Source organism: Turicibacter sanguinis (assembly GCF_013046825.1).
GTDB classification, from domain to species: Bacteria; Bacillota_I; Bacilli_A; order MOL361; family Turicibacteraceae; genus Turicibacter; species Turicibacter sanguinis.
In genome coordinates this window covers 1,466,484-1,491,237 of sequence record NZ_CP053187.1, presented here as the reverse complement: position 1 = coordinate 1,491,237, position 24,754 = coordinate 1,466,484, and the positions used below count along the sequence as shown (strand labels likewise).

The following is a 24,754-nucleotide window of genomic DNA, read 5'->3' as shown; positions in this document are numbered from 1 at the left end:
GGGGTGGGGGTCTATGGTTATATTATAATGCCATTCTTATTATTGTCAACCAAAAACTTATTATAAAAAAATTGGGATTTTAAAAAAAATCCCAATTTTTTAATCAATTACTTTAATTGTATTTCGAATCATTCCCATCCAACATGAATAGGTAAAGGTCCCTGTTTTAGTTGGCATAAATTTAATTACATTCTCTCCAACTTTTAAATCTGATTTCAAATTAAAATCTTTTAAAATAAGTGTACGATTACAACCATTGAGCGTTCCTTGACTGGCGTTGATTATTAGCTCAACAGGCACTCCTTTTTGAACAACAATCTCTTCGTAATTACGACGACCTAGATCAAATTCGACGACCTGCTTCCCCTCCATCATTTCTGCTTCAATTCGAGATTCAGTTTGCAAACTTAAAGTTGAACCGAAGCCAATCGTTGTTAATCCATTTAATGTCATATTGATTCCTAAAAAGATAATTAGGATAGCTCCTAGTTTAAAGACAAATGTCCGCGAAAAAGCAGATAGTTTATTTAAAAACAAACCAAGCCCTAGCATTAACGGAACTGTTCCAAGACTAAAGAAAAACATCGCTAATGCCCCTTGTATAAAAGTACCAGTTCCTAATGCATACAACTGCATGAGTTGTAATGGCCCACATGGCATTAGTCCATTAGCAAGACCTAAAATAAAAGGTCCTTGACATTGGAACTTTGATTTATATCGTCCTAATTTAAACATTGGTATTTTTAATTCTCTAATTAATCCGAATTTACTTAATCCCATGACAATCATAATAATCCCTAAAATAATTGGCATCAAATTAAAGAATGGAATATCCGTTGTGACAACCCCTCCAAGCAATCCAATGATACCCCCTAGTAGGGTATACGAAATAATACGTCCTAAATTATAAAGAATGTTTCGTTTAACTTGATTTTCATGATGAATCACTTGTGAAAGAGCAAGACTTCCACACATAGAGACACAGTGAAAAGAAGTCGTAATCCCAATAATAAATAAAATAATATAACTTAGGTTTTGATTTGAGGTTAATAATCCACTAAAATCTGGAGTAACTCGTTCAAATAAAAAATAGATAATTGCTATTAAAATAATGGCTAATAGGATTAATTTTTTATCTTCTCTTGCCTCTTTTTCAGTTTTTAATTGATACCCTAATAATTCTAACTCTAATTTTAAGTGTTCTATAGAAATTAAAGATTCGTCAAATGTAATATTCAACCGTTTTGCTTCATAGTTAATTCCCACTTTTTTGATTCCATTTTGCTTTTTTAATCGTTTTTCAATCGTTTGCTTGCAGCTCATACAACTCATACCTTCAATTACAAAGGTCATTTTTTTCATCTTCAACACCTCTTCCCTAACACAATAACAAAAAGATATAAAGATAATATGAAGAAATTAAATAACTTTTAAAAAATGAATTTCAACAATTGTTCCTGCCCCCACTTCACTTTTAATTTCAACCTTTGCATCATGTAAATCAATAATTTTTTTTACAATACTTAAGCCGATGCCGCTACCCTCTGTTTGATGACGAATCTGAGCTGAGCGATAAAATCGTTCAAATAGATAGGGTATTTCATCTTCTTTAATCCCTATTCCATTATCTTCAACATGTAAAATAATTTCATCTGATGTTTTGGATAACTTAATTAAAACAACCCCATATTCTTTGGTAAATTTAAAACTATTTGAAACTAAATTTAAGATAACCTGTTTAATTTGATTTGAATTTCCAATGATAAGATCTGTTTCTAGAAGACTTGAATTAAATTCATACTGAATATATTTTTGGGATAATAGAGCTTTTATTTCTGATTCCATCCCGTTAATCAGCTCAAATAAAGATAATGGGGCATACATCGATTTTTCATCTCCCGAATCGAATCTCTTCAACACTTCTAGATTTTTTAATAATTCTCCAAAGCGAATGACCTCACTATTAAGCGATTGTAATCGTTCTTGATTTAATGGCAATACTCCATCAATCATCGCCTCAAAATTAGTTTGTAGAATATTTAATGGCGTTCTCAACTCATGTGATACATCAGAGATTAATTGTTTTCTTAATGTATCCTGTTGTTGTAACTTATCTGCTAATTCATTAATACTATTATTTAAAATTTGTATTTCTCGAATTTTACTTTTACGTTGAATCCGTAAATCAAATACTCCCTTTGAGATTTTAAATGCCATATTTGAAACGTCATGAATTGCCTTTGATAAAGGTTTAGAGAATAGAATACTCAATCCTAAAATAATCACAATTGCGACTAGCGTACTTAATATCATACTTCGATTAATCGATTCTTTAAAATCAAGATCTTGTTGAGATAATAATAATGGGGTATGCTGACCAATTTCTAAATATCCAATTAGCTCATCATCTACTTTTAGTTCGTATATCTTTGCCTGATAGTCCCCAGATATTGGAGCCATACTATCTCCTTTTATTGAATCGGGACTCATCCCCCAAATGACATTTTGATTTGAATCCATTAAAATCAAACAAAATTGATTCATATAAGCTTCGTGCATTAGTTCGGAACCTGCATCAGATGAGAACTGCTTATTTTTCTGATAATAATCTTCAAAATAGGTGACCAAGCGTTCATTACGTTTTTCCTGATTTTCCATCATATACTCATCTATTCGAGAACAAATGGTTAAATTGACAAAATAATAAATTAAAATAGCGGTTAAACTAGCACATCCAAAAAACATGACAGTTAATTGTCTTCTAATACTAACCATTAAAAGTGCCCCCCAAATTTATATCCCACTTTCATAACAGTCACTATATAGCGGGGCTGTTTTGTATCTTGTTCAATTTTTTTACGAATATTTTTGATATGCACATCAATTGTGCGATCATAGCCATTAAAATCAAAACCGAGTATCTGATTAATCAATTGTTCTCGCGTCAAAACTTTACCTTTATTATCCATTAACAAAACAAGCAAATTAAATTCGGTTGTTGTAAAGGGAACGATTTCTTCTTGAACTTTAACGATTCTTTTGGATTGATCAATCAGTAAATAACCATCATCATATAGGTTTATATTTTGTAAAGGTCCATTCATTCTTCTAACCACTGTTTTAATCCGCGCGACTAGTTCACGAGGACTAAATGGTTTAACTAGATAATCATCAGCTCCTAAATTTAATCCTAAAATTCGATGTTCAAGACTCCCTTTAGCTGTTAACATGAACAAGTAAACATCCGAAATAGCACGAATTTGTTGGCAAATCTCTTCCCCTTTCATATCGGGTAGCATGAGGTCTAAAATAACGAGATCTATTTTTTCTTTTTCAAAAATAGTCAATCCTTCATTTCCTGTTGTTGCTACAAATACTCGATATTGCTCACGTTCAAGATAAGCTTTTAATGCATCTAAAACCAGCACTTCATCTTCAATTAATAAAATATTCACCCAGACAACTCCTTTTTTAGTCACTTCATCATTTTATCAAATAAATATAAAGAAGATATGAAGAATAAATCCTTTATAGTTTCTGAATTTAGAAATTATTTTAATCCCTCTAAAAATGAGATGAGCATAATCTCTATTTCATCGTGCTTTATTCTTGATTTAAAAGATTTCATAAACTGTAATTTAAGCATTTGCCTACTTTATATATACTCCTTACTCTAATATCATTTTTCATCAAATATATTTAAAAATTTGATAGTAACCCACTAAAAAAATCACTCATCAAATAAGAAGAGTGATTTTTAAATTTATTAAACTTTAAACGAATGGCTTCTAAATAGAAATAGACAAATACAATAGGCACTCCCTAGTCCAATATAAATACTAAGTAATCGTTGAGTAATTAAACCCAATAAAAATGCAACTAAAAGACCTATACTATAACTAATTAAAGTATCAGCAATGACTCTTTTCGTGGAACCAATGGCTTGTAATTTAAATTTATACAACGTCATTGGAATGAATAAAACTGAGATGAGGTATACAAACGGTAAGTAGCTACTTGCTGTCTCAATCATCACAGACTGATTTGTGATAAACCCTAATAATGATTCACGATTTATCATAAAACAAGTAGCGAAAATAAAGTAAAAAAGAAGCGCCCTTATAATTCCCTGATACAAAATTTTAGACGAATTTTCTATCCCTTCTCCAATGAGGGTCAATACTCCTTGCCCATACGCATACGTAGGCATCAATGTAATCTCAATAATCATCGTCAATAGCTGATAAACCGCCACTTCAAGTAATCCAATTCTGGCAACTAATGCCCCTATAATTAGCACAATAACCGTACTTTCAAGGAATTCTTGAATCATTAATGGCATGGATAATTTTAATGAACACTTAAGATGTTCTAAATTTAGCGCCTTAGGTTTCTTACGTATTCTCATTTTTAAAACAAAGAAATAGATACATAGATTAACAAGAAGTGCTAATACAGAACCCATCGCATTTCCAATAATCCCAAGTGGCTTCAATCCAAACAAACCAAAAATTAAAATATAATCAAAGATAACATTTAAAATAGCCGCTGTTAAGTTACTAATTAAAATATACTTTGTTTGATTCATTATTTTAAAATAGGCTGAACCCGTAAATAGAAGTAAGTTTAATCCAAGTGTCATGCTAAAAATAAAGGCATAACTCATGGCTTCATCTAATACTTTTCCTTCTAGTTGATAAACAATTTGAAGAATAGGTCTTCCAAAAAGAAAAACAAAACTAGTAAAGATGAGGCCAATCATTAAACTTTGTATCAGATGAATTTGGTAATATGATTCCAATAATTCATCATCCTCAACACCTTTCGCACGAGCCCCTAAAATATTAAAAGTGATAGATATGCTCCCTAACACACCAGATAAACTATTAATAATTCCTGCTACAATTCCAACAGCTGCAAACCCTGTTATTGAAACATGTCCAATCATTGCCTGATCACAAAGTCCAATTAATAGGCCTAACACATTATTTAACATTAATGGAATTGCTAATTGATTCAATTTATCTTTCAAATAAGTCCCCTTCTTTTCTTTAAAATTTTAGAAAAGAAGGGATAATCCATCCAGCAACATAAATCCGCCTCCTAGATTTCTTTAATAACTTTTGAGAATGGTCTTATCACATCAAAAAAAGTAATCCCGATAATGATTGCTATAATAACATTGCTGAATATGTCAAAGTAAAGCATGATTTTTTGAGGAGGATAAATAAAGATTTCCTCAAAAAATTCGGGATTAAAAACTGATTGATTCATTATAATGAAGCAAAGCAGCAGACAAACTCCTGCTTTATAAACAAAATGTAAAATAGCTAAACCAAGCGACCATCTTCTTATCAATAATTTTCCAATTGATAAAATAAAACCAACGCTATAAACAGCTATGATCATGGGATGATAAAAAATTAATACACTACTATTAAATAAGGGAGTTAATGGAATCAAGCGATTGTCCTTTATACTATAGCTTGAAATATACTCAGGGTTAAAATAAAGAAGCCAAACTAAAAAGATAATCCCTAACATTTCTAAAATCGTTTCAATCATTGAAATTGAACTTGACGTTTTCGAACGTTTAAAAAGATGTTCTAGTGATTCAATTTTCTCTTCACCTATTTCAACATGACATATCTTCAATAAAACAAAGACTGCACTAACCCAAAAAATACATGAAATAACAACACTAATCCAATTTCTAAGAATAGCAAGTAAAATCATTGAAAAAAATTGAATCGAATTAACCTGATAATCATTTTGATAGAAAAATAGATTTAGAACGACTAAAACAATCGAAATTGTTGGGACAATTGTTAAAACTAACTTTAAAACCACAAGGTAAAATCGATACGTATAATCCCCCAAAAAATGCCTCATAAAATCCCCTCCTATACAGGGGTATTATAGCATCCCTTTAAGCTTATAAAATCATTTCGTCAAAATTATTTATAATTCATTAAATGAATTCGTCTAGCCGTCATTATTCCCGAGGAAATAACACCTTCATAACCACCACCTGGATTATTCCAAGCACTACTCATAAATAAATTTGAAATATTTGTTTGATTTTTCAATCTATATCTTCCTGATTGTTTCACTGTTTGGGCATATCCATAAACAGCACCTTTAGGATTTTTAGTGTATCGCTCCATCGTTTTAGGCGTTCCTAATTCCTTAACCACGATATGAGATGTGATGCCAGGATACATTTTTTCTAACCTTGCTAACATCATTTGAGTAACTTCTTCTTTTTTCAACTTATATTGTGTTTTTTCGCTTGGCCACCTCTCATAATTATCTAAATACGTCATAGTCAAGATTCCTTCGAAATTTGAATCAATTGAACCATAATTCGTCAACAAAAATCCACATGTATCAAATTGTTGATTTAAGGTTATTTCATAATCTTGTTCAGGTGTGTCTCCTCCTAAGAAGAAAACTTCCTCTTCTGGAATTTTCAACTTAGATGGATGGCAGTCTAAGACTAAGTAAAGTTGACTTAAACTGCATCCGATTTCTTGAGGTTTTATTTTCAAATGATTAGTCGGTAATAAAGTACTTAACGTGATCGGATTAACATTTGAAACAATGATATCAGCTTCATACTGCGTTCCATCTTTCAACTTGATGCCACTTGCTTGTCGATGCTTTAAAGTAATTTCGACTACCTCTGATTTTAAGAAGACTTTTCCTCCATGCTCATGAATAACGTCTACAAAAGCATTTGATAGTTTTCCACCGCCACCCTGAATATAAAACTTTCCATGATGGTGATAGCTAACCCATGGAATGAAAAAATAAATGGCACTAAGTTGCTTAGGGGGCAACCCATAGTACGACCATAGAGTCGTGAAGAAGCGTATAAATTCATCATCGTTAACGTATTTTCTGATGACTTCATCCGTTGTTTTCATCGACCAACTCATAGATAGCGCTGCATCAGGATGCACTTTATTCAATACTCCTTTATGACTTTGTAAAATGAATCGATTAAATCCATTTTCAAACCGTGTAATCGCCTTAAATAAGTTCATAATTTCTTTTTCATATTCTTTAAACAACTCAATCAAGAGTTCTTGATATTTCTTTAAATCATTCGGAATTTCAATGAGCTTTCCTTTCCATTCAACCTGATAAGCTAATTTATTTTTTATCGGTTTTATTTTATCTAGTACGTGACATGCTTGTAAAATACTATAAACATTTCCTCCTGGTTGTAAACCACCAATTCCATGTAGTGAAACATCAAATTCATATCCATGTCGCTTAAAATTTGTCGCATATCCTCCTGCTAAAAAATGTTGTTCAAACACTGCGACTTTGTACCCAAGTACTGATAGATGAGAAGCACATGTTAATCCGCCAAGTCCTGATCCAATTACAATAACATCATACTTCATCTTTATCTCACCTACTTGATTAAACTTTTCATATCAATATTTAACTCCATTATTTGAATTAATTCAATTACATTGTATTCTTCTTTTTCTTCGACATGAGCGATATTAATCTCGAATTCTTCGAATAATCCCTCGATAAATTTCATTTCATCTAAATTATGTTTGCCTAAAAAGATTGCTAATAATGGGATCATTGTTTCTTCATCACAAACTAAGAAATCAATGTAATAATTTTTTAATCTTTCTAAATGAATTTGATTATGATTCAGAAAGCTGTCTTTAATATCAAATATATCTTTTAATGCTACTTTCACTAATGGTCGAAGTGGAAATCTTTCTGTTACTAATTCTAGCTTTGAATAAAAGGCACGCTCACTATCTGTGAAGACACCACCTTTTACGACAAAATCACCATGCTTTTTTCTTTCTAAATACTCACTGTATTCAGAATGTCGAACGCCCCCTACTCTTTTTAATTTACCGTCAAAAATTTTACTCATAACTTCTCTCTCCTTTCATTTCCTTCCTATATTTTACATTTTATGATAGCGTTTTACAACAAAAAGCAGAATGTAAATTCACACATTCTGCTTTCATAATTTTTATTTAGTTTCCCAAGGACTTTTTCCTAAGGATATCTGTTACTTTATTTTAAAACTGAATCTAAAAATACAAATACTTTTTCTAAATTTTCTGAAGCTGTAAAATACAGTTTGTCTGAGAAGACCCCATCTCCATGTCCTGCTCCCTCAAGTAATTCAAAGTAGACCTTATTTTCGCCTATCACTTCTTTTAATTTATTTGAGAAATACACCGATTGAAGATATGGAATATTCCCATCTGCTGTTCCGTGTTGAATAAAGAATGGTGGATTAGAAGCATCAATGTAAGTTTCAGGATTACTTTTTTGAACTAAGTCAGGTACTTCTGTAATTAACGTTCCAATATACTCAGATTCTGGTGAATTAATAGAACAAGTGATACCTAATTTAGTATTAACCTCAAGTTCTTTAAACTGCTCATCCATCGTTAAAAAGTTAATCGGTCCAAACCAATCTACAACTGCTTGAACAGCCGATGATTGCTCTATATTCCCTAATTGTGGATGTTCAAATAGACTTAGATGTGAAGTTACTCCAACCATTGCTGATAAATGTCCACCTGCAGAACCACCCCATACTGCAATTTTATTCGGATTCAACTGATACTTTTTGGCATTTGCTTTAATAAAACGAATAGCTGCTTTTACATCCTCGACCGCTGCTGGAAACTTTGCTTCTTGGCTTAATCGGTAATTAACTGATACAATAGCATATCCTCGTTTAAGCCCTAATAAAATACTCGTTAATTGTTCATCACGCTTATTTCCCATTTTGAATGCTCCACCATGAATATGAACAATAACGGGGAACGGCCCCTCATCAACACTTGGTAAATAGATATCTAGCTTTTGTCTTTCACTTAATGTCGCATATGAAATATCCAAATATTTAGGCTCAATGTTTGTTACGTCTAATAAATTTTCTTTGAATGGACGCTTTTGTTTAGTCATTATAAATTCCCCCTCTTATTTTAACGGCTTAATATCATAATCTGATAAGTTAACTTCTTTAAAACTTGAACGTTTAAATCGCTCTTTTTGTATAAATGGTACGGTACAATCATAAATGGTTTTGCAAGCAATCCCTGTACTCAAAATGCTTGGATGATATAAATTAGATGAAGATGGATCGAGTGGATGACAACGAACACCTGGAATAAAAACAGTATCTAAATCACCTTGATATCTAGTTGTTAATGCCCATAAAACATCATTTGAATCAAAGATATCCACATCTTCATCGACTAAGATAACATGTTTTAACTCTGGAAAGGCAGAGAATGCTACTAAGGCAGCCTGACGTTGTCTTCCCTCATCACTTGGAATTGATTTTTTGAATTGTAAGATTGCTAAATATTTTCCTCCACCTGATGAATGTGCGTATACATTTAAAACACGCCCTGGCATAGCACGTTCTACCATATTTAAGATGCTAGCTTCAGTAGGAATCCCTGCTAAATTTACATGTTCCTCACTTGGGCCAATACATGTTTGCATGATTGGATTTTTTCGATGAGTAATGGCCTTCACTTTAATCACAGGTAAAGCTTGATCCGCAACGCCCGTATAGCCAGGGAACTCAGGCATTGCTTTTCCAGTATTCGTATTAATATCTTCACGCATACGTTGACCGAAAACAAGTTCACCTTCAATCACATACTCAGCATTTGCAATTGCCATTTCATCGATTGTTAAACACTTTGTCAATTCAACTGGTTTCCCTCGAAGGCCACCTGCAATACTTAATTCATTGAATCCAAGAGGAGTAGCAGGCGGTTCAAAACAAGAAGTTACATAAATTGCTGGATCGACTCCAATACTAATTGAAATAGGTAAATTATTTTGATTTCCCTCAGCTTTCTTTCTAAACGCGTCAATATGACGAACACCAGGCGTAAAAAACATTGTTAATTCATCCTTAGATTGTAAGCACAAGCGATGAATCGTAATATCTCCAGCTTTCGTATCTGGATCACTTGCATAACAGAGTCCCATCGTAATATAAGGGCCTGCATCTTCTAGTGTATTTTTGGGTGCCGGTAAGATTTTTCGGATATCAAATCCTTCATCTGTTGATAAATGAACGACTTCCTGACACTTTGCCTTTGCTTGTGGAATTTCAATAGGATCAACTGGATGATTTAAAGCATCATTTAATAAAAATCCAAGACGATCAGGCTCACAACCGAGCATTAATCCGACGCGTTCGCGAGATGCGAATAAACCGATTAACACTTTTGAATGTTCATAATCTTTTACATGATTAAATAACATAGCTGGACCGATTTTAGTTGGACGCATAACTGTTCCTCCCGCTCCAACATAACGGTAAATCTCCGAAATTTCAGCTTCGCAATCAACTTCTGAATTTGTATAAACGATTTGATTTTCATGTTGTTTTAAAAATTCAATAGCACTCCTTAAATCATGAATTTGGTTAGCCATTTTATTAACTCGCTCCTTTATTTTCATAAAAGCTTTAATTCAATTTTATCTTCTAATCAGATAGACAATCAATTTCATATTTGCTATAATCTATTCCAAATTGGAATAGGTCAGGTACTCTTATGCAAATTGAACAATTAAAATATTTTATCTCAATCATTGAACATCAAACGTATTTACAAGCAGCTGAAGTGTTAAATATTTCTCAATCCTCGCTTTCAAAAAAAATTATTGCTCTAGAGAATGAATTAGATATTATTTTATTCGACCGTAGTAAACGCTCTATTGTATTAACCGAAGCCGGGAAAGTTTTTTATGAAGAATCCCAAAAAATGATACTCTGTTATGAGGAGATGTTACACACTATTCAACCATTTACAATGAATGGACGTGGAAGCATTAAATTAGCCACTTTACCCGTTTTAGCACCCTATCATCTATTGGCACCTCTACAAAAGTTTAAAAATCAGTATCCAAATCTGAATCTCTCTATTCAAGAACTTGAAGAAGAAGCAATTATTACAGGCCTAAAACATCGAGTCTATGATCTTGGAATTATTAGAAAAGAATATATAGATGAGAAGGAATTTGACTTTTATAAAATTGCAGAAGATGAACTGGTCGCTCTATTACCTATCCATCATCCATTTTCTAATACCACAGAAATTTCTTTAACGGATTTAAAAGATGAATCATTTATTTTTATGAATAAACATACGGGAATTTATACACTCTGTTTAAAATCTTGCCAAGATGCAGGATTTTATCCTAAAATACTTCAAACAGCACGAATTGAAACCATTTTAAGTTCTGTCATCAATGGGGACATGATTAGTTTACTAATGAGCCAACAGTTAAATAGTTTTAATCAACATGGAATTGTTGTTATCCCGATTAAACCAACAATTAAAAGTGAACTTGGAATCATTCGATATAAAAAATCTCCTCTACGCAGAAATCAAAAAGAACTAATACACTTCTTATCAAACTCCAAATAAAAAGCAGGATTATCTCCTGCTTTTTATTTGCCTTATTTTTAATATAAGTTGAACGAATGAAATTCCAATAACCCCACCAACAAAATCTACCGTGACATCAAAAATCCTAGCACTTCTTCCTTCAACAAATAACTGATGAAATTCATCACTTATTGCATAAAGCAACACAGCTAGTAGTGTCATAACAGTAACTTTCCATCCTGAAATATGATATTCTATCAAAACCCAAGCTAATAAAATAGCTAAAATAAAAAACTCAAACGCGTGGGCACTTTTGCGAATAAACACGTTAACTTGTTCGAAGCTCCATTTACTTTCCTGTATCACCATTGATTCAGGTGTTTCAACTTTCGTTTCTTCTTTTTGTTGGCTACCAATATAATTGACAATTTCATGACTCAGTTCATTTGATTGTTGTGAAGTTTGTGAAGATTGATAAAAAATAAATGCCATCCAAAGCAAACAAACAATCACTGCTAACTTTCTTCTCATCCATACTCCCCTTTATAACTGTCTCACTTCCTCTATTGTTGGAATAGAAGAGGATGATCCTTTTCTCGTCACCGTTATTGAAGAAGCACGAGCTGCTAATTCTAAACACTCTTTAATCTCATATCCTTCAACTAATCCAGCAATAAAATATCCAATGAACGTATCTCCCGCTGCTGTTGTATCCACAGCTTCTACTTTGTATGCTTCTTGTTTAATAACCATTTCTCCCTGTGTATAAAGGCACCCCTTACTTCCAAGTGTTAATAAAATATGTGTCTGTGGATACATGGATTTTAAAGTATCTATTACCTTTGACTCATCTTCCTCATTTGCCAAATCACATCCCTCTATTTCATTAACGACAAGATAATCAATCAAAGATAAATCAATTGCTTTCACTTTATCGTTAAATGGAGCGGGATTAAGTGCGATTTTCAAACCACGTTCATGAGCTGATTTGACGATATAATCCATTAAATTAATCTCATTTTGTAACAGTAATAAATCACCTTCATTAAAATCTGATAAAATCTCATCAACTTTTGCTTCTGTAAAACAATGATTAGCTCCCGGATAAACTAAGATACAGTTTTCTCCACGACGATCAATTTGAATAATCGCATGTCCCGACTTCTCATCCACTTCTTTTAAATACTCACAATTGGCTCCGTGAGATGTTAATGCTTCTTTTAAAATTCCACCGTCTGCTCCAATTAATCCGGCATGATAAACATTAACGCCTGCCTTAGCAAGAGCAATCGATTGATTTAATCCTTTACCACCACTAACAACTTGCAGTGAACTTACAGACTGCGTTTCACCGGGTTTAACCATATGGTCAACTTCATAAATATAATCAATGTTACATGAACCCATATTTAATACTTTCATAAACTATTCACCACTTCTCCATTTTCACTTAAAAATTCAACTTCAAAATTTTTCGACTCTTTACTGTCATACAACTGATACAAGCTATCGTCATCCATTAAAATAATTTTTGGATAAACAACTAAGAAATTTCCAGGCGAAAGTTCTTCTATATATTCTTCTTCTAAATACGTGATTTTAATCTGAGTTGCTGCTTCATTTTTTCCAAATATCACAAAGATTGCTTCATCATCGACTCTAAAATCATCAGTCAAAAACATAAATTCATAATTCATTTCATTATATTCAGGATGCCACTGACTCCCACCAATCATGCGGACACGATTAAGCGGTAGCTCTTGATAAATATCTAAGTCTAAATACTCACCATCATCCTTTAAAATTAGACGATAATCCTCCAAAGATGTTGAAATAATTTCACCCTCATAAGATAAATGGGCTGTTACTAGTTCTTCATCACTTAAACTAGCACACAGTGTAGATTCATAATAAGCCAATATCGATGCCAAACAGGAGATCAAAACCATAATACTAATTGGAACACTCGCGACTCTAATAATAGGCTTTTTCAACGGAACCTCAAACTTTTCCACAACATTCATCAACTTGAAATACTTAACTAGCTTTATAAATAGTAGATACACACCGTATCCAATCATAGCTCCCAATGTATTAAAAATTAAATCATCCACATCTACAACATTTTGAGGCGTTAAGATTTGGAATACTTCGATTAATAATGAGGTACTACATCCAACAATTAAAATATGCCACCACTTAGTTAACGATTTAAATAAGATTGGCGTTAAAAAGCCCAGCGGTATTAATACTAAAATATTCGCAATCACTTGGTACCAAGAATACGCCACAATCCAACCATCAGTTAACATTTTATAAGTTTCTACAAGTGGAACCAAATTCACCCTATCTATCAACTGCTGTATAGAAATTGGATACTCAAAAACGCCGTGCTTAAACAAAGTTAAATTCGCTACAACAACCAAGTAAATAAAAAATATCCAGATCGCTACTTCACGCCATACATTAAATGTCTTAAATTTCAAACTACAACTAATTCGATAAACTAAAAATCCAAAGATAAATAATATTCCTAAAATCACCCTAATTCCCCACTTCCGTTAACAAAACAAATTCTATCATAATTCACATTAAAAAGCACCGAGAAGAATCTCGATGCCTTTAGTTATTTACTAAACGTGATGATGACTTTAAACAAGTCTCCATCGACCTGAACCACAAATTGTCCACCTTGTAATTCCACAAAACTTTTTGCAATCGCAAGTCCAAGACCTGATCCCTCTGTATGACGAGATTGATCTCCTCTTACAAATCGTTCCACTAGTTCATCGACATTAACATTGATTTCCTCAGCCGACATATTTTTAAAAATAATTTGAACTATTTCTTCATCATCCACAATATCAATATAAGCACGTGTTCTAGCCATTGCATACTTTGTCATATTTGAAATTAAGTTTTCAAACACACGGAATGTACGCTCACTATCAAGTGATATCATTACCTTATGTTCTGGAAATTGACGGCGAATCATAAGTCCCGCTTCTTCAATTTTATCCTCTGTTTCAAGCAACGTTTGTTTCATTAAAGAAACCACGTCCACCATCTGTAAATTCATTGTGATATTACCACTACTTGCCTTACTCATCTCAAATAAATCTTCAATTAAAATTTTTAGTCGCTGCGATTTTTGGTCTAATGTTTCAAGGTACTGTGTTCGTTTTTCATGAGTTAAATTTTCATCTTTAAGTAAATCAACATATGTAATAATTGACGTCAGAGGTGTTTTTAAATCATGTGAAACATTCGCTATTAAATCTGTTTTCATGCGCTGACTCTTCACTTCATTTTGAACTGCCTTTTTTAATCCACTTTGAATATTAACAACTTCATCTTTAAATGAATTAAAAATTCCTAAGTCTTCATCAATGACCACATCTAGGTTTCCTTCTGCAACTTCATTTGTGACTTCAAATAACCTTGAATAATCTGATTCTATTTTTTTAATCTTTTTATTTAAGTAAACAAATAGGAAACCTGTGTAAATGATAGCAATAAATAAACCAAAAAACCAAGTTAAACACATGATACTAATCATAACAAATTGAATTCCTAAAAATAGTGCTAACTTTTTGGTATTAGCATTTTTCAAATCAATATTAGCTAAATTTTGATAAATTAATCGTCCTTTTCTTACAAACCCTCTCATGAGATTAATACTGATAAATTTTGTTTTTATTGTTGCTTTCCATCCTATTTTAAATAGATTTTTAAGATAGACACAATCTAGGAAAAACCAGTATAAAACGATAGTCCACATCACGATATTAAATGTTGGAGCAATTAAATGATGGACACTCTCAGGGAAGATTAAATAACTAGTATTCATAAACTCCATCTCTTCAAGTGTAGATTGAACTAGACTTGGCATTGCCTCAATAAAAATCGGAAACAAAAAGATGGATAAAAAGAGCATGATTTCAAACGGAATTTTTAATATCCATGTAAATAACTTACTTTGTTTAAAAGCGTTAATGGGTAAAATAATAGCTGTTATCGCTGTTAAGGCAATCGCAATCCAACTAAAATAGCCTACAACAGATTGTATACTCCACCAATCATATCTATAATTCATCTGCCAGATATAATCTGTATAGGTTAAGATTTTAGGGACCCCATAAACAATCGTCATGTTTTTAATGGGAGCTAATTTATAGCCATCTTGATACTCAAAGTGATTATACACGTTAGTCGAAGAATCGAATTCATAGTTATTTATCACGGTTAAATTTCCATTTGCATCATAATTTAAAACAACAAATGACTGATATTGATTCTTTAAATTTTCTAATTGTGAAGCAGTTAAATTTGCATTGTTCAATGTTTCAAGATTAAGATTCCCATATTTATAGTTCGAACCCTCTGTTTGATCAATGACTAAGTACTCCATATTTTGTAGCTGATTAAAAATCCAGTTAGAATCAATTAAGTTATTTTTAACGTATGAGCCGATAGATTTCATCAGAACTTTATATTGCTCATCTGTTGATAAATAATAAAAATCTACATTTTCTATCGATGTTTCATGATAGTACCTATCATATAAATACTCTAAATCATTTGTCGTTATCTGAATTAATTCCTCATTACTAATTTCTTTATTTTCCTGTTTTAAGGTATCAAAGTATAAGGTATAACTTAATTCAGATAAATATGTATAAAACTCATGATCAGTGTATATAGTTCCAGATTGTTGTTTAGCGATTTTCCCCATGTTCTCATACTGTGAATAAAGCCAACCTGAAATCATTCCTATTATTAAAACGGAGATGATGCCAACAATCCATTTACTTATTTTATTACTGCTTTTCGAGTTTGTATCCAACTCCCCACACCACCTTTAAATATTTTGGATTTTTCGGATTTATTTCTATTTTTTCTCGAATGTTTCGAATATGAACCATAATCGTATCGGTATTTATGGCAGTTTCATTCCAAATGCGCTCATAAATTTCTTCCGTAGGAAAAACACGACCTGGATGTTTCATTAACAAGTTCAAAATTTTGTACTCAATAGGCGTTAATTTAACTGCATTTCCGTCTACAGTAAATTCCTTTGTTTCAGTATTTAATTCAAGTCCACCAATCGTAATAACATTTGAACTTTCTTCATTTAAAAGATTTGAAAACCTTTTATAACGACGAAGTTGAGAGTTGACACGAGCCAGTAATTCTAATGGACGAAATGGCTTCGTCACATAATCATCAGCCCCCATATTTAATCCCATAATTTGATCGACCTCTTCCGATTTTGCTGAGAGCATAATCACTGGAAAATGATGATGTTCACGTAATTTCATCGTAAACGTAATACCATCCATTTTAGGCATCATGACATCAACAATGGCTAAATCAATTGGCGTTGCTTCCACAATTTCTAATGCTTCAATTCCATTACCTGCAATACTAACCTTATATCCTTGATTTGTTAAATAAGCTTCAATTGCTAATGCAATATCTTTTTCATCCTCAACAATTAAAATATGTGACTGACTCATAAAAACCCTCTTTCTAAGCATGTGTTTCCATTATTATATAACAAACTTAGAAAACTTCTCACCTCACTTTATTAATTTAAAAACTTATCCTATCAACAATAACTTAAGAATGGGGACCCCGGCTGTGAGCCATGTAGGTTCCCTACGCTACGTGGCTCACTTAAAAAGTGAGATCGTAGCTTTCTTCCGCTAGTAGGTTATACCATCCCCAATTGCTGGGGTATGGGCCCCCAGCTGTGAGCTATGTAGGTTCCCTACGCTACGTGGCTCACTTAAAAAGTGAGATCGTAGCTTTCTTCCGCCAGTAAGTTATACCATCCTCAATTGCTAGGATAATACCTAATTAAAGATTGACTATTCCTACATCTTTAAGACACTTATATCTTAACAATAATAAATAAAGAAATACCTTATATAAAACTTAAGAAATTCTAAAGATATTCAAACAACTCACAATTAAAACTCTATAAATATAAAATTAGATACAAAAATATATCCAATAATGTATCTTTTTATATAGGCATATTATTGCAATTTTAGAAACCTAATTTTCTTTTTACTATTTCGTTGTTAACATTAGAAACCAACATTGAAAATTTAAAACGTAAGAAGTGAGCGTTATCAAACAATCAACCATTACTATAAATAAATTAAAAGGTATCTCCAAATGATGAGATACCTTTTAATTATTATTTTCTTTTTAAAGCGCGTGTACTATTCATAACAGCGAGAATAGTAACCCCAACATCTGCAAACACAGCTGCCCACATCGTTGCAAATCCCAAAGCTCCAAGTATCATAACTAGAATTTTAACACCTAAAGCAAAGATAATATTTTGATATAAAATACGGCTTGTTTGTTTTGCTTTAACAATCGCATCAACCAATGCCATTGGATCATCTTTCATTAGGACCACATCTGCTGCTTCAATGGCTGCATCAGATCCAATTCCCCCCATTGCAACTCCGATATCAGCACGAGCAAGAACAGGTGCGTCATTCATTCCATCTCCAACAAAGACTAAATTTTGATCTGATGATTTTTTAGCGAGCAATGCTTCAACATGTTCTACTTTTTGATGAGGTAATAATTGTGAATAAACTTCATCAATCCCTAATTCTTTAGCTACTTTATCAGCCACTGATTTGTGATCACCTGTTAACATCACAACTTTAGAAACACCACGTTTTTTTAGTTCTGCAATAGCCGCTTTAGAACTTTCCTTAATCTCATCTGCAATAACCATGTATCCTTTGTACTCACCATTAATCGCCATGTGAATAATGGTTCCAATTGCATCGACTTCTGAAACTTCTAAATTAGCACTTTGCATTAAAGTCGCATTTCCAATTAAAACTTGTTGATCATCAACTTTAACTTTAATCCCCTGACCTGCGATATCTTCATAATTGGTTAAACGATCTGTGCTTAACTCTTTCCCATATGCAACTACAATCGATTTTGCAATCGGATGAGTTGAATGACTTTCAGCATGAGCAGCAACTTGAATAAAATCTTCTTCAGTCATGTTGACTGAGTGAATCTGTGTTACTTTAAAAACACCTTTTGTTAACGTTCCTGTTTTATCAAAAACGACTGTCTCCACATGATTTAATGCTTCTAAATAGTTTCCTCCTTTAATAAGAACACCAAGACTTGAAGCACCACCAAGTCCTGCAAAGAATCCTAACGGAATCGAAACAACTAAAGCACAAGGACATGAAACAACTAAGAACACTAACGCACGATATAGCCATGTTGAAAAATCTGCCCCAAAAATTAAACTTGGAATAATCGCAATCGCCACTGCCAATAACACAACTATTGGTGTATAAACACGAGCAAATTTCGTAATAAATTTTTCAGTTTGAGCTTTTTTAGATGACGCATTTTCAACTAGCTCCAAAATACGAGCAACCGTTGAGTCACCATAAGTTGCGCTGACGCGAACACGTACTAAAGCATTCGTATTAATACATCCAGCTAAAATCTCCTCCCCCACATGCACAAGACGTGGCACTGACTCGCCTGTTAAAGCCGATGTATCTAAGTAACTTTCACCCTCAACCACGATTCCATCTAGTGGTACACGTTCACCAGGTTTTACGATAATCACGTCATCAATCGATACCTCTTCCGGCGAAACTTCCTTTACCCCCCCAGTTGTCACTAAATTAGCATGATCTGCACGAATATCAAGTAAAGAACTAATTGATTTACGTGAACGATTGACCGCATAACCTTGGAACAATTCACCAATTTCATAAAATAACATAACGGCGATGGCCTCAGGGTATTCTCCAATGGCAAAAGCTCCAACAGTGGCAACCATCATCAAGAAGTTTTCATCAAAAAATTCACCACGCATTATATTTTTAAATGCTGTCGTCAACACATTTCCTCCGATTAATAAATAACTAATCGCATATAACAGCACTTCAGCTGGCCAATTACCAACACTCGTGATAATGAACACAATAACTCCAAGTAGCAAGGCGATATTTTCCTTAATAAAGCCTTTAAACCCTGACTCGGCATCAAAATGTTCGTGACTATGCTCATGTGTATCATGATCGTGTGTTGAACAAGAACTATCTTGGCATGAACTGATTTTACCAGTAACAGTTGATACTTTTTCTGATACCACTACATCAGGCTCTAATTTATTAATAATACTTTTTATCTCAACGAGTGTTTCTTGTTTGATTGCTCCATCCTCGAGTGTAACACTTAATTGGCTTGTGGAAAAATTCAAATTAGCACTTTCAACTGACGCTAATTGATTAACACGGTCTTCAATTTTATTTGCACAGTTTGCACAGTTCAACCCTTCTAATAAAAGTTTAATCTCTTTATTTTGTGACTGTTTCACTTGTGTAACTAATTGAGTTTTTTCTGATACTACTACATCAGGCTCTAATTGTTTCACAATACTTTTAATCTCTTCAATAGCTTGTGATTTCATTGACTCATCATATAATTTCACAATTAATTGAGTTGTGGAAAAGTTTAAATTAGCCTCCTCTACCAATTCTAATCGATTCACACGCTCTTCAATTTTATTAGCACAATTCGCACAATTTAATCCCTCTAACATTAATTTAAATGGATTTGATTTCCCCATAGGAATGACCTCCTAAACTTTGTAATATGAATATTTATTCATATGTTCATGTAATTAGTATATGCACAACCTCCGTAAAAGTCAACCAAATGAACTTAGCTTTCTAAAATTTTATGATTCATATTGACTAACTAATTGAACCACTTTTGAAAATTCATGAACGATAATTTCGCCACTTAAATTATCTAAAATACCATCCTCATCTAATTCTTTAATAATACGATTGATGCTTCTTGTGTTAGAACCTAAAGCCTCAACAACAAGTTCTTTCTTTATGACCATTTCCTTGGTTTCACAAATATGCCGCCAGATAAAAAACAACACTTGATATTTAAGTGGATATAAAACAACTGACTTCATCACGGTTGCACTACGATATAATTTTTCTGCTAATTGCTTCATGATATAAAGTGAAACATCCGAATCCTCTTTTATCCAATCAAAAAATAAAGACTGTGAAATCCACATCATCTCACACGTTTCTAATGCCTCCACATAATGAAAGACAGTTCTTCCAGTGAGAATTTCCATCTCACCTAGCAATTCTCCCGCTTCATAAATTTTAATCATATGAGTCGATCCATTTTCAGCAAGAGAATATACTTTAGCTTTTCCCTTTTTGACAATTAAAACACCCTTAATTTCATCTTCTGCAGATAAAATTGTCATCCCTTTTTCGTATCTTTTCATAACTATGCCATCTTTTAAACTCTGACTTCCATTCTCAATTCGTGATGTTAACCAATTCATATCTTTCTCCCTATGGACAAATGTCCTCGAATTTCTAAAAATCTTTTGATATTATAAGCTACAATTTCAACTTGAACAAGGAGGAGTATCTATTGCATCACTCACTACAAACCACAAACATTTCTAAATTACTACTCAAATATTGTATCCCAGCTATCATTAGTATGATGACCGTTTCCTTATACAATGCCGTTGATCGTATCTTTATTGGTCATATTCAAGGTGCCGGTTCCTTAGCTTTAACTGGACTTGGAACCTTAATTCCTTTTACAACGATTATATTAGCCTGTGAACTTTTAATTACGTACGGAGCTATCGCTAACCTCTCACTAAGACTTGGCGAACAAAAGAAGGAAGAAGCAGAGGATTTTTTGAATCAAGTTCCGCTTCTTGGACTCATAATTAGCATTTTCTTAATGATTGTCTTCTATCTATTTAATGAACCCCTTCTTTACCTATTCGGAGCTACATCAGATACGATTGGCTATGCCAAAGATTATCTCAATATTTTAACAATCGGTATTCCATTTTATATTATGGGCTTTTCTTTAATGGGAATTATCCGCTCTGAAGGAGATCCAAAACGAGCGGCTTTAATTTTAATGGCAAGCTGTCTCATTAATATTATTTTGGATCCGCTCTTTATTTTTGGACTTAATCTCGGGATTAGCGGAGCTGCACTTGCTACCATCTTATCGCAGGCCACTGTCTTTCTTTATGTTGTGTACTATTACACACGAGGTGCCTCTAACCTAAAACTTGATTTTAAAAAATTAAAAATTCAACATCATTTAGTAAAACCTATCATTACCTTTGGATTATCCACAGCGCTTATCCAGCTCATTTCTGCTTTCGTTCAAATTTTATTAAATCAGTCTCTAAAACACTATGGAACCGCTCTATCCATCGGATCTTTCACAACCATTAGCACTATTTATAATCTCGTCATGATGCCGGTCGTCGGAATTAATCAAGGAATGATTCCAATTATTGGGTATAACTTTGGTCAACGAAACTATACCCGTGTCAAAAAAACATTTTTACAAGGAACTATTGCTTCAACTATTATTTTCACACTCGGATTTTTACTTATCTATATTCTTCCCACGCCGCTTGTGAGCTTTTTTAATCCAGATAAAACCTTCATTAACACAACTGTAACTGAACTTAAACTCTACGCCTTCAGTCTTCCATTATGTGCTTTATCTTTAACTGCCCCAAACTTCTTCCAATCAATTGGGAATTCAAAACTCTCTATTTGGCTTGTGATTATTCGTCAGATGATTATTTTGATTCCCGCTCTCATCATTCTTCCTAGATTAATAGGACTGAATGGAGTCTGGCTAGCTCAGCCAATCACAGATTTAAGTGTTTCATTACTCTGTTTCTTCTTAATAAAAAAAGAGTTTAAACGACTATCTTCTGTCAATTAACCAAGAGTTTCCTATAGGAATTTTTATGGCAAAATGGATTATACTAACGGTATATCTCTATTGAAACAGAACTATTTTCAATCATGTTAACCTAATCTTAGTTGTTAGAATTTTTTTACAAAACTTATCTAGCCTATCTATTCACTATTATTTATTTGATTTTCAAACTAAAATATGACATAATAAACGACATCAAGAGAAAGTAGGGATTATTTTGTTTGATAAAGTTAAAATTAGCAAAAAATATTTGAATATTGCCATGATTACGTTAGTCATCGGAATCATTTTATTATTCGTTTATCAATTATCTTTAAAATCATCGGATATCGTTCTTTGGACAAAAAGTTTTTTAACCAATTTTTTATCCGTCATCTCACCTATTTTATATGCCTTTGTTATTTCATATATTTTATATCGCCCTCTCATGTTTATTGAGCGTAATTTTAAAAAAGGATTTAAAAAGATAAGTAAAAAAGGGATTTCAAATGGAATGGCACGCACCATCAGTATTTTATTACTAGCTATCCTTGTCTTCTTCGCTATCTATACGTTGATTAATTCAATCTTTCCTCCTCTCATTGAAAATATCGATACCGTTATGCAATCACTTCCTAACTTCCAAACCATTATTACGGAATGGATTAATAATTTAACGCCATATATTAAAGCAGTTTCTATTACTAACGAACAAATTCAAGAGTTTACGTTATTCTTAACAAACCTTTTAAAAGGTTTATTAACAAATGCTTTAAATATTGGAACAGGTGTTGTAACAAATTTAACAGGACTTGTAATCAATACATTAGCGACTATCATCTTAACCTTCTACTTCCTTAAAGATAAAGAAACGATTTTTGCAGGTATTGATAAATTAGGAACTGTTATTTTTAAGCCACAGATAAAAGCAAAAATTAAACATTTCTTACATGACTTACATGAGGTCTTTGGTAATTTTATTGTTGGACAATTAATTGATGCCGCTATTGTTGGCGTTGCATCTAGTCTTTTATTACTCATTATCGGTCATCCGTTTGCTTTATTAATTGGATTAATCGCCGGGGTTTCTAATATCATCCCTTATGTTGGGCCTATCATCGGTGCTGCACTTGCTTTAATTCTTGGGTTATTTACAAGTGTTAAACTTGGTATTTTAGGATTTATCTTATTAATTGCCTATCAGCAAATAGACGGATACTTTATTCAACCTAAAATATTAGGAGATAGCGTCGGTCTTGCACCCGTTTGGATTTTTATTGCCATTTTAATTGGTGGGAATTATTTAGGAGCTCTTGGTATGATTCTTTCTGTTCCAATTGCCGCTTTATGCAAAGTATACATTGATCGTAGATTTCAAAAATTAGAAACGCGTGCTTAATGCTATGAAACGAGGCTATCGAATGATAGCCTTTTTATTATTTCTTACTTAATATTCGACTTTAAACCATATTTTCCGTTCAAATTCATCAAAGTGAAAGTAAAACATTTTTATTTATTTTTTTCACAAATTCCGTTATAATAACTTTTAGGACGAGAAAAAAGTAAAATCTCAATCCAATAATAATTGAATCGATGGAGGTTACAACATGTTAGTTTCTGCTAAAGATATGTTACAAAAAGCCTATGAAGGTAAATACGCTGTTGGTCAATTCAACATCAACAACTTAGAGTGGACTAAAGCTATTTTATTAACTGCTCAAGAAAATAACTCACCAGTTATCTTAGGTGTATCTGAAGGTGCTGCAAAATATATGTGCGGTTATAATACAATCGTAGGTATGGTTGAAGGAATGATGAAAACATTAAACATCACTGTTCCTGTAGCATTACACTTAGACCACGGAAGCTACCAAGGTGCTTTAGACGCTATGGAAGCTGGATTCTCTTCAATCATGTTCGATGGTTCTCATTACTCAATCGAAGAAAACATCGCTAAAACAACTGAAATGGTTAAATTAACTGCTGAAAAAGGATTATCTTTAGAAGCTGAAGTTGGATCAATCGGTGGAGAAGAAGACGGTGTAGTTGGTAAAGGTGAAGTTGCTGACCCAGCTGAATGTAAATTAATCGCTGACTTAGGAGTAACTATGTTAGCTGCTGGAATCGGAAACATCCATGGTAAATACCCAGAAAACTGGGCTGGATTAGCATTCGATGCTTTAGAAGAAATCAATGCTGCAACTGGAAACACTCCATTAGTATTACACGGTGGAACAGGAATTAACGAAGAAATGATTAAAAAAGCGATCTCTTTAGGAGTTGCTAAAATCAACGTTAATACTGAATGCCAATTAGCATTCCAAGAAGCTACACGTAAATACATCGAAGCTGGAAAAGATTTAGAAGGTAAAGGATTCGACCCTCGTAAATTATTAAACCCAGGATTCGAAGCTATTAAAGCTTGCGTTAAAGAAAAAATGGAATTATTCGGATCAGTTAACAAAGCATAATTTTAACTTTCATCTAAAAAACATCCACTTTTGTGGATGTTTTTTTTATATTTCTCATGA

General features: G+C 32.8%; 20 protein-coding genes. 4 read left to right on the top strand and 16 right to left on the bottom strand.

Annotated elements, in window-relative coordinates:
* Positions 1–99: 99 nt before the first annotated feature.
* The 9 genes from HLK68_RS07245 to HLK68_RS07205 form a co-directional block, all read right to left on the bottom strand.
* Positions 100–1,362, bottom strand: a complete 1,263-nt coding sequence (locus tag HLK68_RS07245) for an urease accessory protein UreH domain-containing protein (RefSeq protein ID WP_132942542.1) — start codon at positions 1,360–1,362, stop codon at positions 100–102.
* A 57-nt stretch (positions 1,363–1,419) separates the two neighbouring features.
* Entirely contained in the window at positions 1,420–2,775 is a 1,356-nt protein-coding gene (locus tag HLK68_RS07240) for a sensor histidine kinase (protein WP_132942543.1), read from the bottom strand.
* Entirely contained in the window at positions 2,775–3,455 is a 681-nt protein-coding gene (locus HLK68_RS07235; RefSeq protein ID WP_132942544.1) for a response regulator transcription factor, read from the bottom strand. Before HLK68_RS07235 ends, HLK68_RS07240 begins: the two co-directional genes overlap by 1 nt.
* A gap of 311 nt (positions 3,456–3,766) precedes the next feature.
* The gene (locus HLK68_RS07230) at positions 3,767–5,032 is read right to left on the bottom strand and encodes an MATE family efflux transporter (RefSeq protein WP_132942545.1); all 1,266 of its coding nucleotides are present in this window, start codon (positions 5,030–5,032) and stop codon (positions 3,767–3,769) included.
* Positions 5,033–5,103: 71 nt separating this feature from the next.
* On the bottom strand, positions 5,104–5,892 hold the full coding sequence (locus HLK68_RS07225; protein WP_132942546.1) for a hypothetical protein: 789 nt from the start codon (positions 5,890–5,892) through the stop codon (positions 5,104–5,106).
* Positions 5,893–5,957: 65 nt separating this feature from the next.
* Positions 5,958–7,415, bottom strand: coding sequence for a phytoene desaturase family protein (locus HLK68_RS07220; RefSeq protein ID WP_132942547.1), 1,458 nt, complete (start codon positions 7,413–7,415; stop codon positions 5,958–5,960).
* Between the two features lie 11 nt (positions 7,416–7,426).
* The gene (locus HLK68_RS07215) at positions 7,427–7,915 is read right to left on the bottom strand and encodes a DUF2726 domain-containing protein (RefSeq protein ID WP_006784822.1); all 489 of its coding nucleotides are present in this window, start codon (positions 7,913–7,915) and stop codon (positions 7,427–7,429) included.
* A gap of 146 nt (positions 7,916–8,061) precedes the next feature.
* A complete protein-coding gene (locus HLK68_RS07210) occupies positions 8,062–8,967 on the bottom strand; it encodes an alpha/beta hydrolase (protein ID WP_055164580.1) in 906 nt (301 codons plus the stop codon).
* A gap of 15 nt (positions 8,968–8,982) precedes the next feature.
* The gene (locus HLK68_RS07205; protein ID WP_170837669.1) at positions 8,983–10,461 is read right to left on the bottom strand and encodes a UbiD family decarboxylase; all 1,479 of its coding nucleotides are present in this window, start codon (positions 10,459–10,461) and stop codon (positions 8,983–8,985) included.
* Positions 10,462–10,583: 122 nt separating this feature from the next.
* Between HLK68_RS07205 and HLK68_RS07200 the strand changes: the two genes are divergently transcribed.
* Complete coding sequence (locus HLK68_RS07200; protein WP_006784819.1) at positions 10,584–11,459, top strand: LysR family transcriptional regulator; 876 nt, start codon at positions 10,584–10,586, stop codon at positions 11,457–11,459.
* A 9-nt stretch (positions 11,460–11,468) separates the two neighbouring features.
* On the opposite strand, the gene HLK68_RS07195 is transcribed toward HLK68_RS07200, so the two are convergent.
* From HLK68_RS07195 to HLK68_RS07165, 7 genes are all read right to left on the bottom strand, one after another.
* Entirely contained in the window at positions 11,469–11,951 is a 483-nt protein-coding gene (locus HLK68_RS07195) for a VanZ family protein (RefSeq protein ID WP_006784818.1), read from the bottom strand.
* Positions 11,952–11,963: 12 nt separating this feature from the next.
* On the bottom strand, positions 11,964–12,842 hold the full coding sequence (locus tag HLK68_RS07190) for a ribokinase (RefSeq protein ID WP_006784817.1): 879 nt from the start codon (positions 12,840–12,842) through the stop codon (positions 11,964–11,966).
* Positions 12,839–13,963 carry a VanZ family protein gene (locus tag HLK68_RS07185; protein WP_006784816.1) on the bottom strand — a complete coding sequence of 375 codons (1,125 nt, stop codon included), beginning with the start codon at positions 13,961–13,963 and terminating at the stop codon, positions 12,839–12,841. Before HLK68_RS07185 ends, HLK68_RS07190 begins: the two co-directional genes overlap by 4 nt.
* Positions 13,964–14,046: 83 nt before the next feature.
* A complete protein-coding gene (locus HLK68_RS07180; protein ID WP_132942549.1) occupies positions 14,047–16,266 on the bottom strand; it encodes a sensor histidine kinase in 2,220 nt (739 codons plus the stop codon).
* Positions 16,241–16,939 carry a response regulator transcription factor gene (locus HLK68_RS07175; protein ID WP_006784814.1) on the bottom strand — a complete coding sequence of 233 codons (699 nt, stop codon included), beginning with the start codon at positions 16,937–16,939 and terminating at the stop codon, positions 16,241–16,243. Before HLK68_RS07175 ends, HLK68_RS07180 begins: the two co-directional genes overlap by 26 nt.
* Before the next feature lie 689 nt (positions 16,940–17,628).
* Positions 17,629–20,064, bottom strand: a complete 2,436-nt coding sequence (locus tag HLK68_RS07170) for a heavy metal translocating P-type ATPase (RefSeq protein ID WP_132942550.1) — start codon at positions 20,062–20,064, stop codon at positions 17,629–17,631.
* Between the two features lie 111 nt (positions 20,065–20,175).
* A complete protein-coding gene (locus HLK68_RS07165) occupies positions 20,176–20,814 on the bottom strand; it encodes a Crp/Fnr family transcriptional regulator (protein WP_006784812.1) in 639 nt (212 codons plus the stop codon).
* Between the two features lie 92 nt (positions 20,815–20,906).
* On the opposite strand from HLK68_RS07165, the gene HLK68_RS07160 reads away from it, so the two are divergent.
* The 3 genes from HLK68_RS07160 (at position 20,907) to fba (ending at position 24,694) form a co-directional block, all read left to right on the top strand.
* Positions 20,907–22,247, top strand: coding sequence for an MATE family efflux transporter (locus HLK68_RS07160; protein ID WP_055164592.1), 1,341 nt, complete (start codon positions 20,907–20,909; stop codon positions 22,245–22,247).
* Between the two features lie 214 nt (positions 22,248–22,461).
* Positions 22,462–23,622 (top strand): AI-2E family transporter, encoded by a 1,161-nt coding sequence (locus HLK68_RS07155; RefSeq protein WP_132942551.1) that lies wholly within the window; start codon positions 22,462–22,464, stop codon positions 23,620–23,622.
* A 208-nt stretch (positions 23,623–23,830) separates the two neighbouring features.
* Positions 23,831–24,694 (top strand): class II fructose-1,6-bisphosphate aldolase, encoded by an 864-nt coding sequence (fba, locus tag HLK68_RS07150; RefSeq protein WP_006784809.1) that lies wholly within the window; start codon positions 23,831–23,833, stop codon positions 24,692–24,694.
* The last annotated feature ends 60 nt before the right edge of the window (positions 24,695–24,754 follow it).

Excerpts from the sequence above, each read along its gene's own strand:
- HLK68_RS07245 (WP_132942542.1), bottom strand. The coding sequence starts at position 1,362 with ATGAAAAAAATGACCTTTGTAATTGAAGGTATGAGTTGTATGAGCTGC.
- HLK68_RS07240 (WP_132942543.1), bottom strand. The coding sequence starts at position 2,775 with ATGGTTAGTATTAGAAGACAATTAACTGTCATGTTTTTTGGATGTGCT.
- HLK68_RS07225 (WP_132942546.1), bottom strand. The coding sequence starts at position 5,892 with ATGAGGCATTTTTTGGGGGATTATACGTATCGATTTTACCTTGTGGTT.
- HLK68_RS07220 (WP_132942547.1), bottom strand. The coding sequence starts at position 7,415 with ATGAAGTATGATGTTATTGTAATTGGATCAGGACTTGGCGGATTAACA.
- HLK68_RS07215 (WP_006784822.1), bottom strand. The coding sequence starts at position 7,915 with ATGAGTAAAATTTTTGACGGTAAATTAAAAAGAGTAGGGGGCGTTCGA.
- HLK68_RS07210 (WP_055164580.1), bottom strand. The coding sequence starts at position 8,967 with ATGACTAAACAAAAGCGTCCATTCAAAGAAAATTTATTAGACGTAACA.
- HLK68_RS07205 (WP_170837669.1), bottom strand. The coding sequence starts at position 10,461 with ATGGCTAACCAAATTCATGATTTAAGGAGTGCTATTGAATTTTTAAAA.
- HLK68_RS07200 (WP_006784819.1), top strand. The coding sequence starts at position 10,584 with ATGCAAATTGAACAATTAAAATATTTTATCTCAATCATTGAACATCAA.
- HLK68_RS07195 (WP_006784818.1), bottom strand. The coding sequence starts at position 11,951 with ATGAGAAGAAAGTTAGCAGTGATTGTTTGTTTGCTTTGGATGGCATTT.
- HLK68_RS07190 (WP_006784817.1), bottom strand. The coding sequence starts at position 12,842 with ATGAAAGTATTAAATATGGGTTCATGTAACATTGATTATATTTATGAA.
- HLK68_RS07175 (WP_006784814.1), bottom strand. The coding sequence starts at position 16,939 with ATGAGTCAGTCACATATTTTAATTGTTGAGGATGAAAAAGATATTGCA.
- HLK68_RS07170 (WP_132942550.1), bottom strand. The coding sequence starts at position 20,064 with ATGGGGAAATCAAATCCATTTAAATTAATGTTAGAGGGATTAAATTGT.
- HLK68_RS07165 (WP_006784812.1), bottom strand. The coding sequence starts at position 20,814 with ATGAATTGGTTAACATCACGAATTGAGAATGGAAGTCAGAGTTTAAAA.
- fba (WP_006784809.1), top strand. The coding sequence starts at position 23,831 with ATGTTAGTTTCTGCTAAAGATATGTTACAAAAAGCCTATGAAGGTAAA.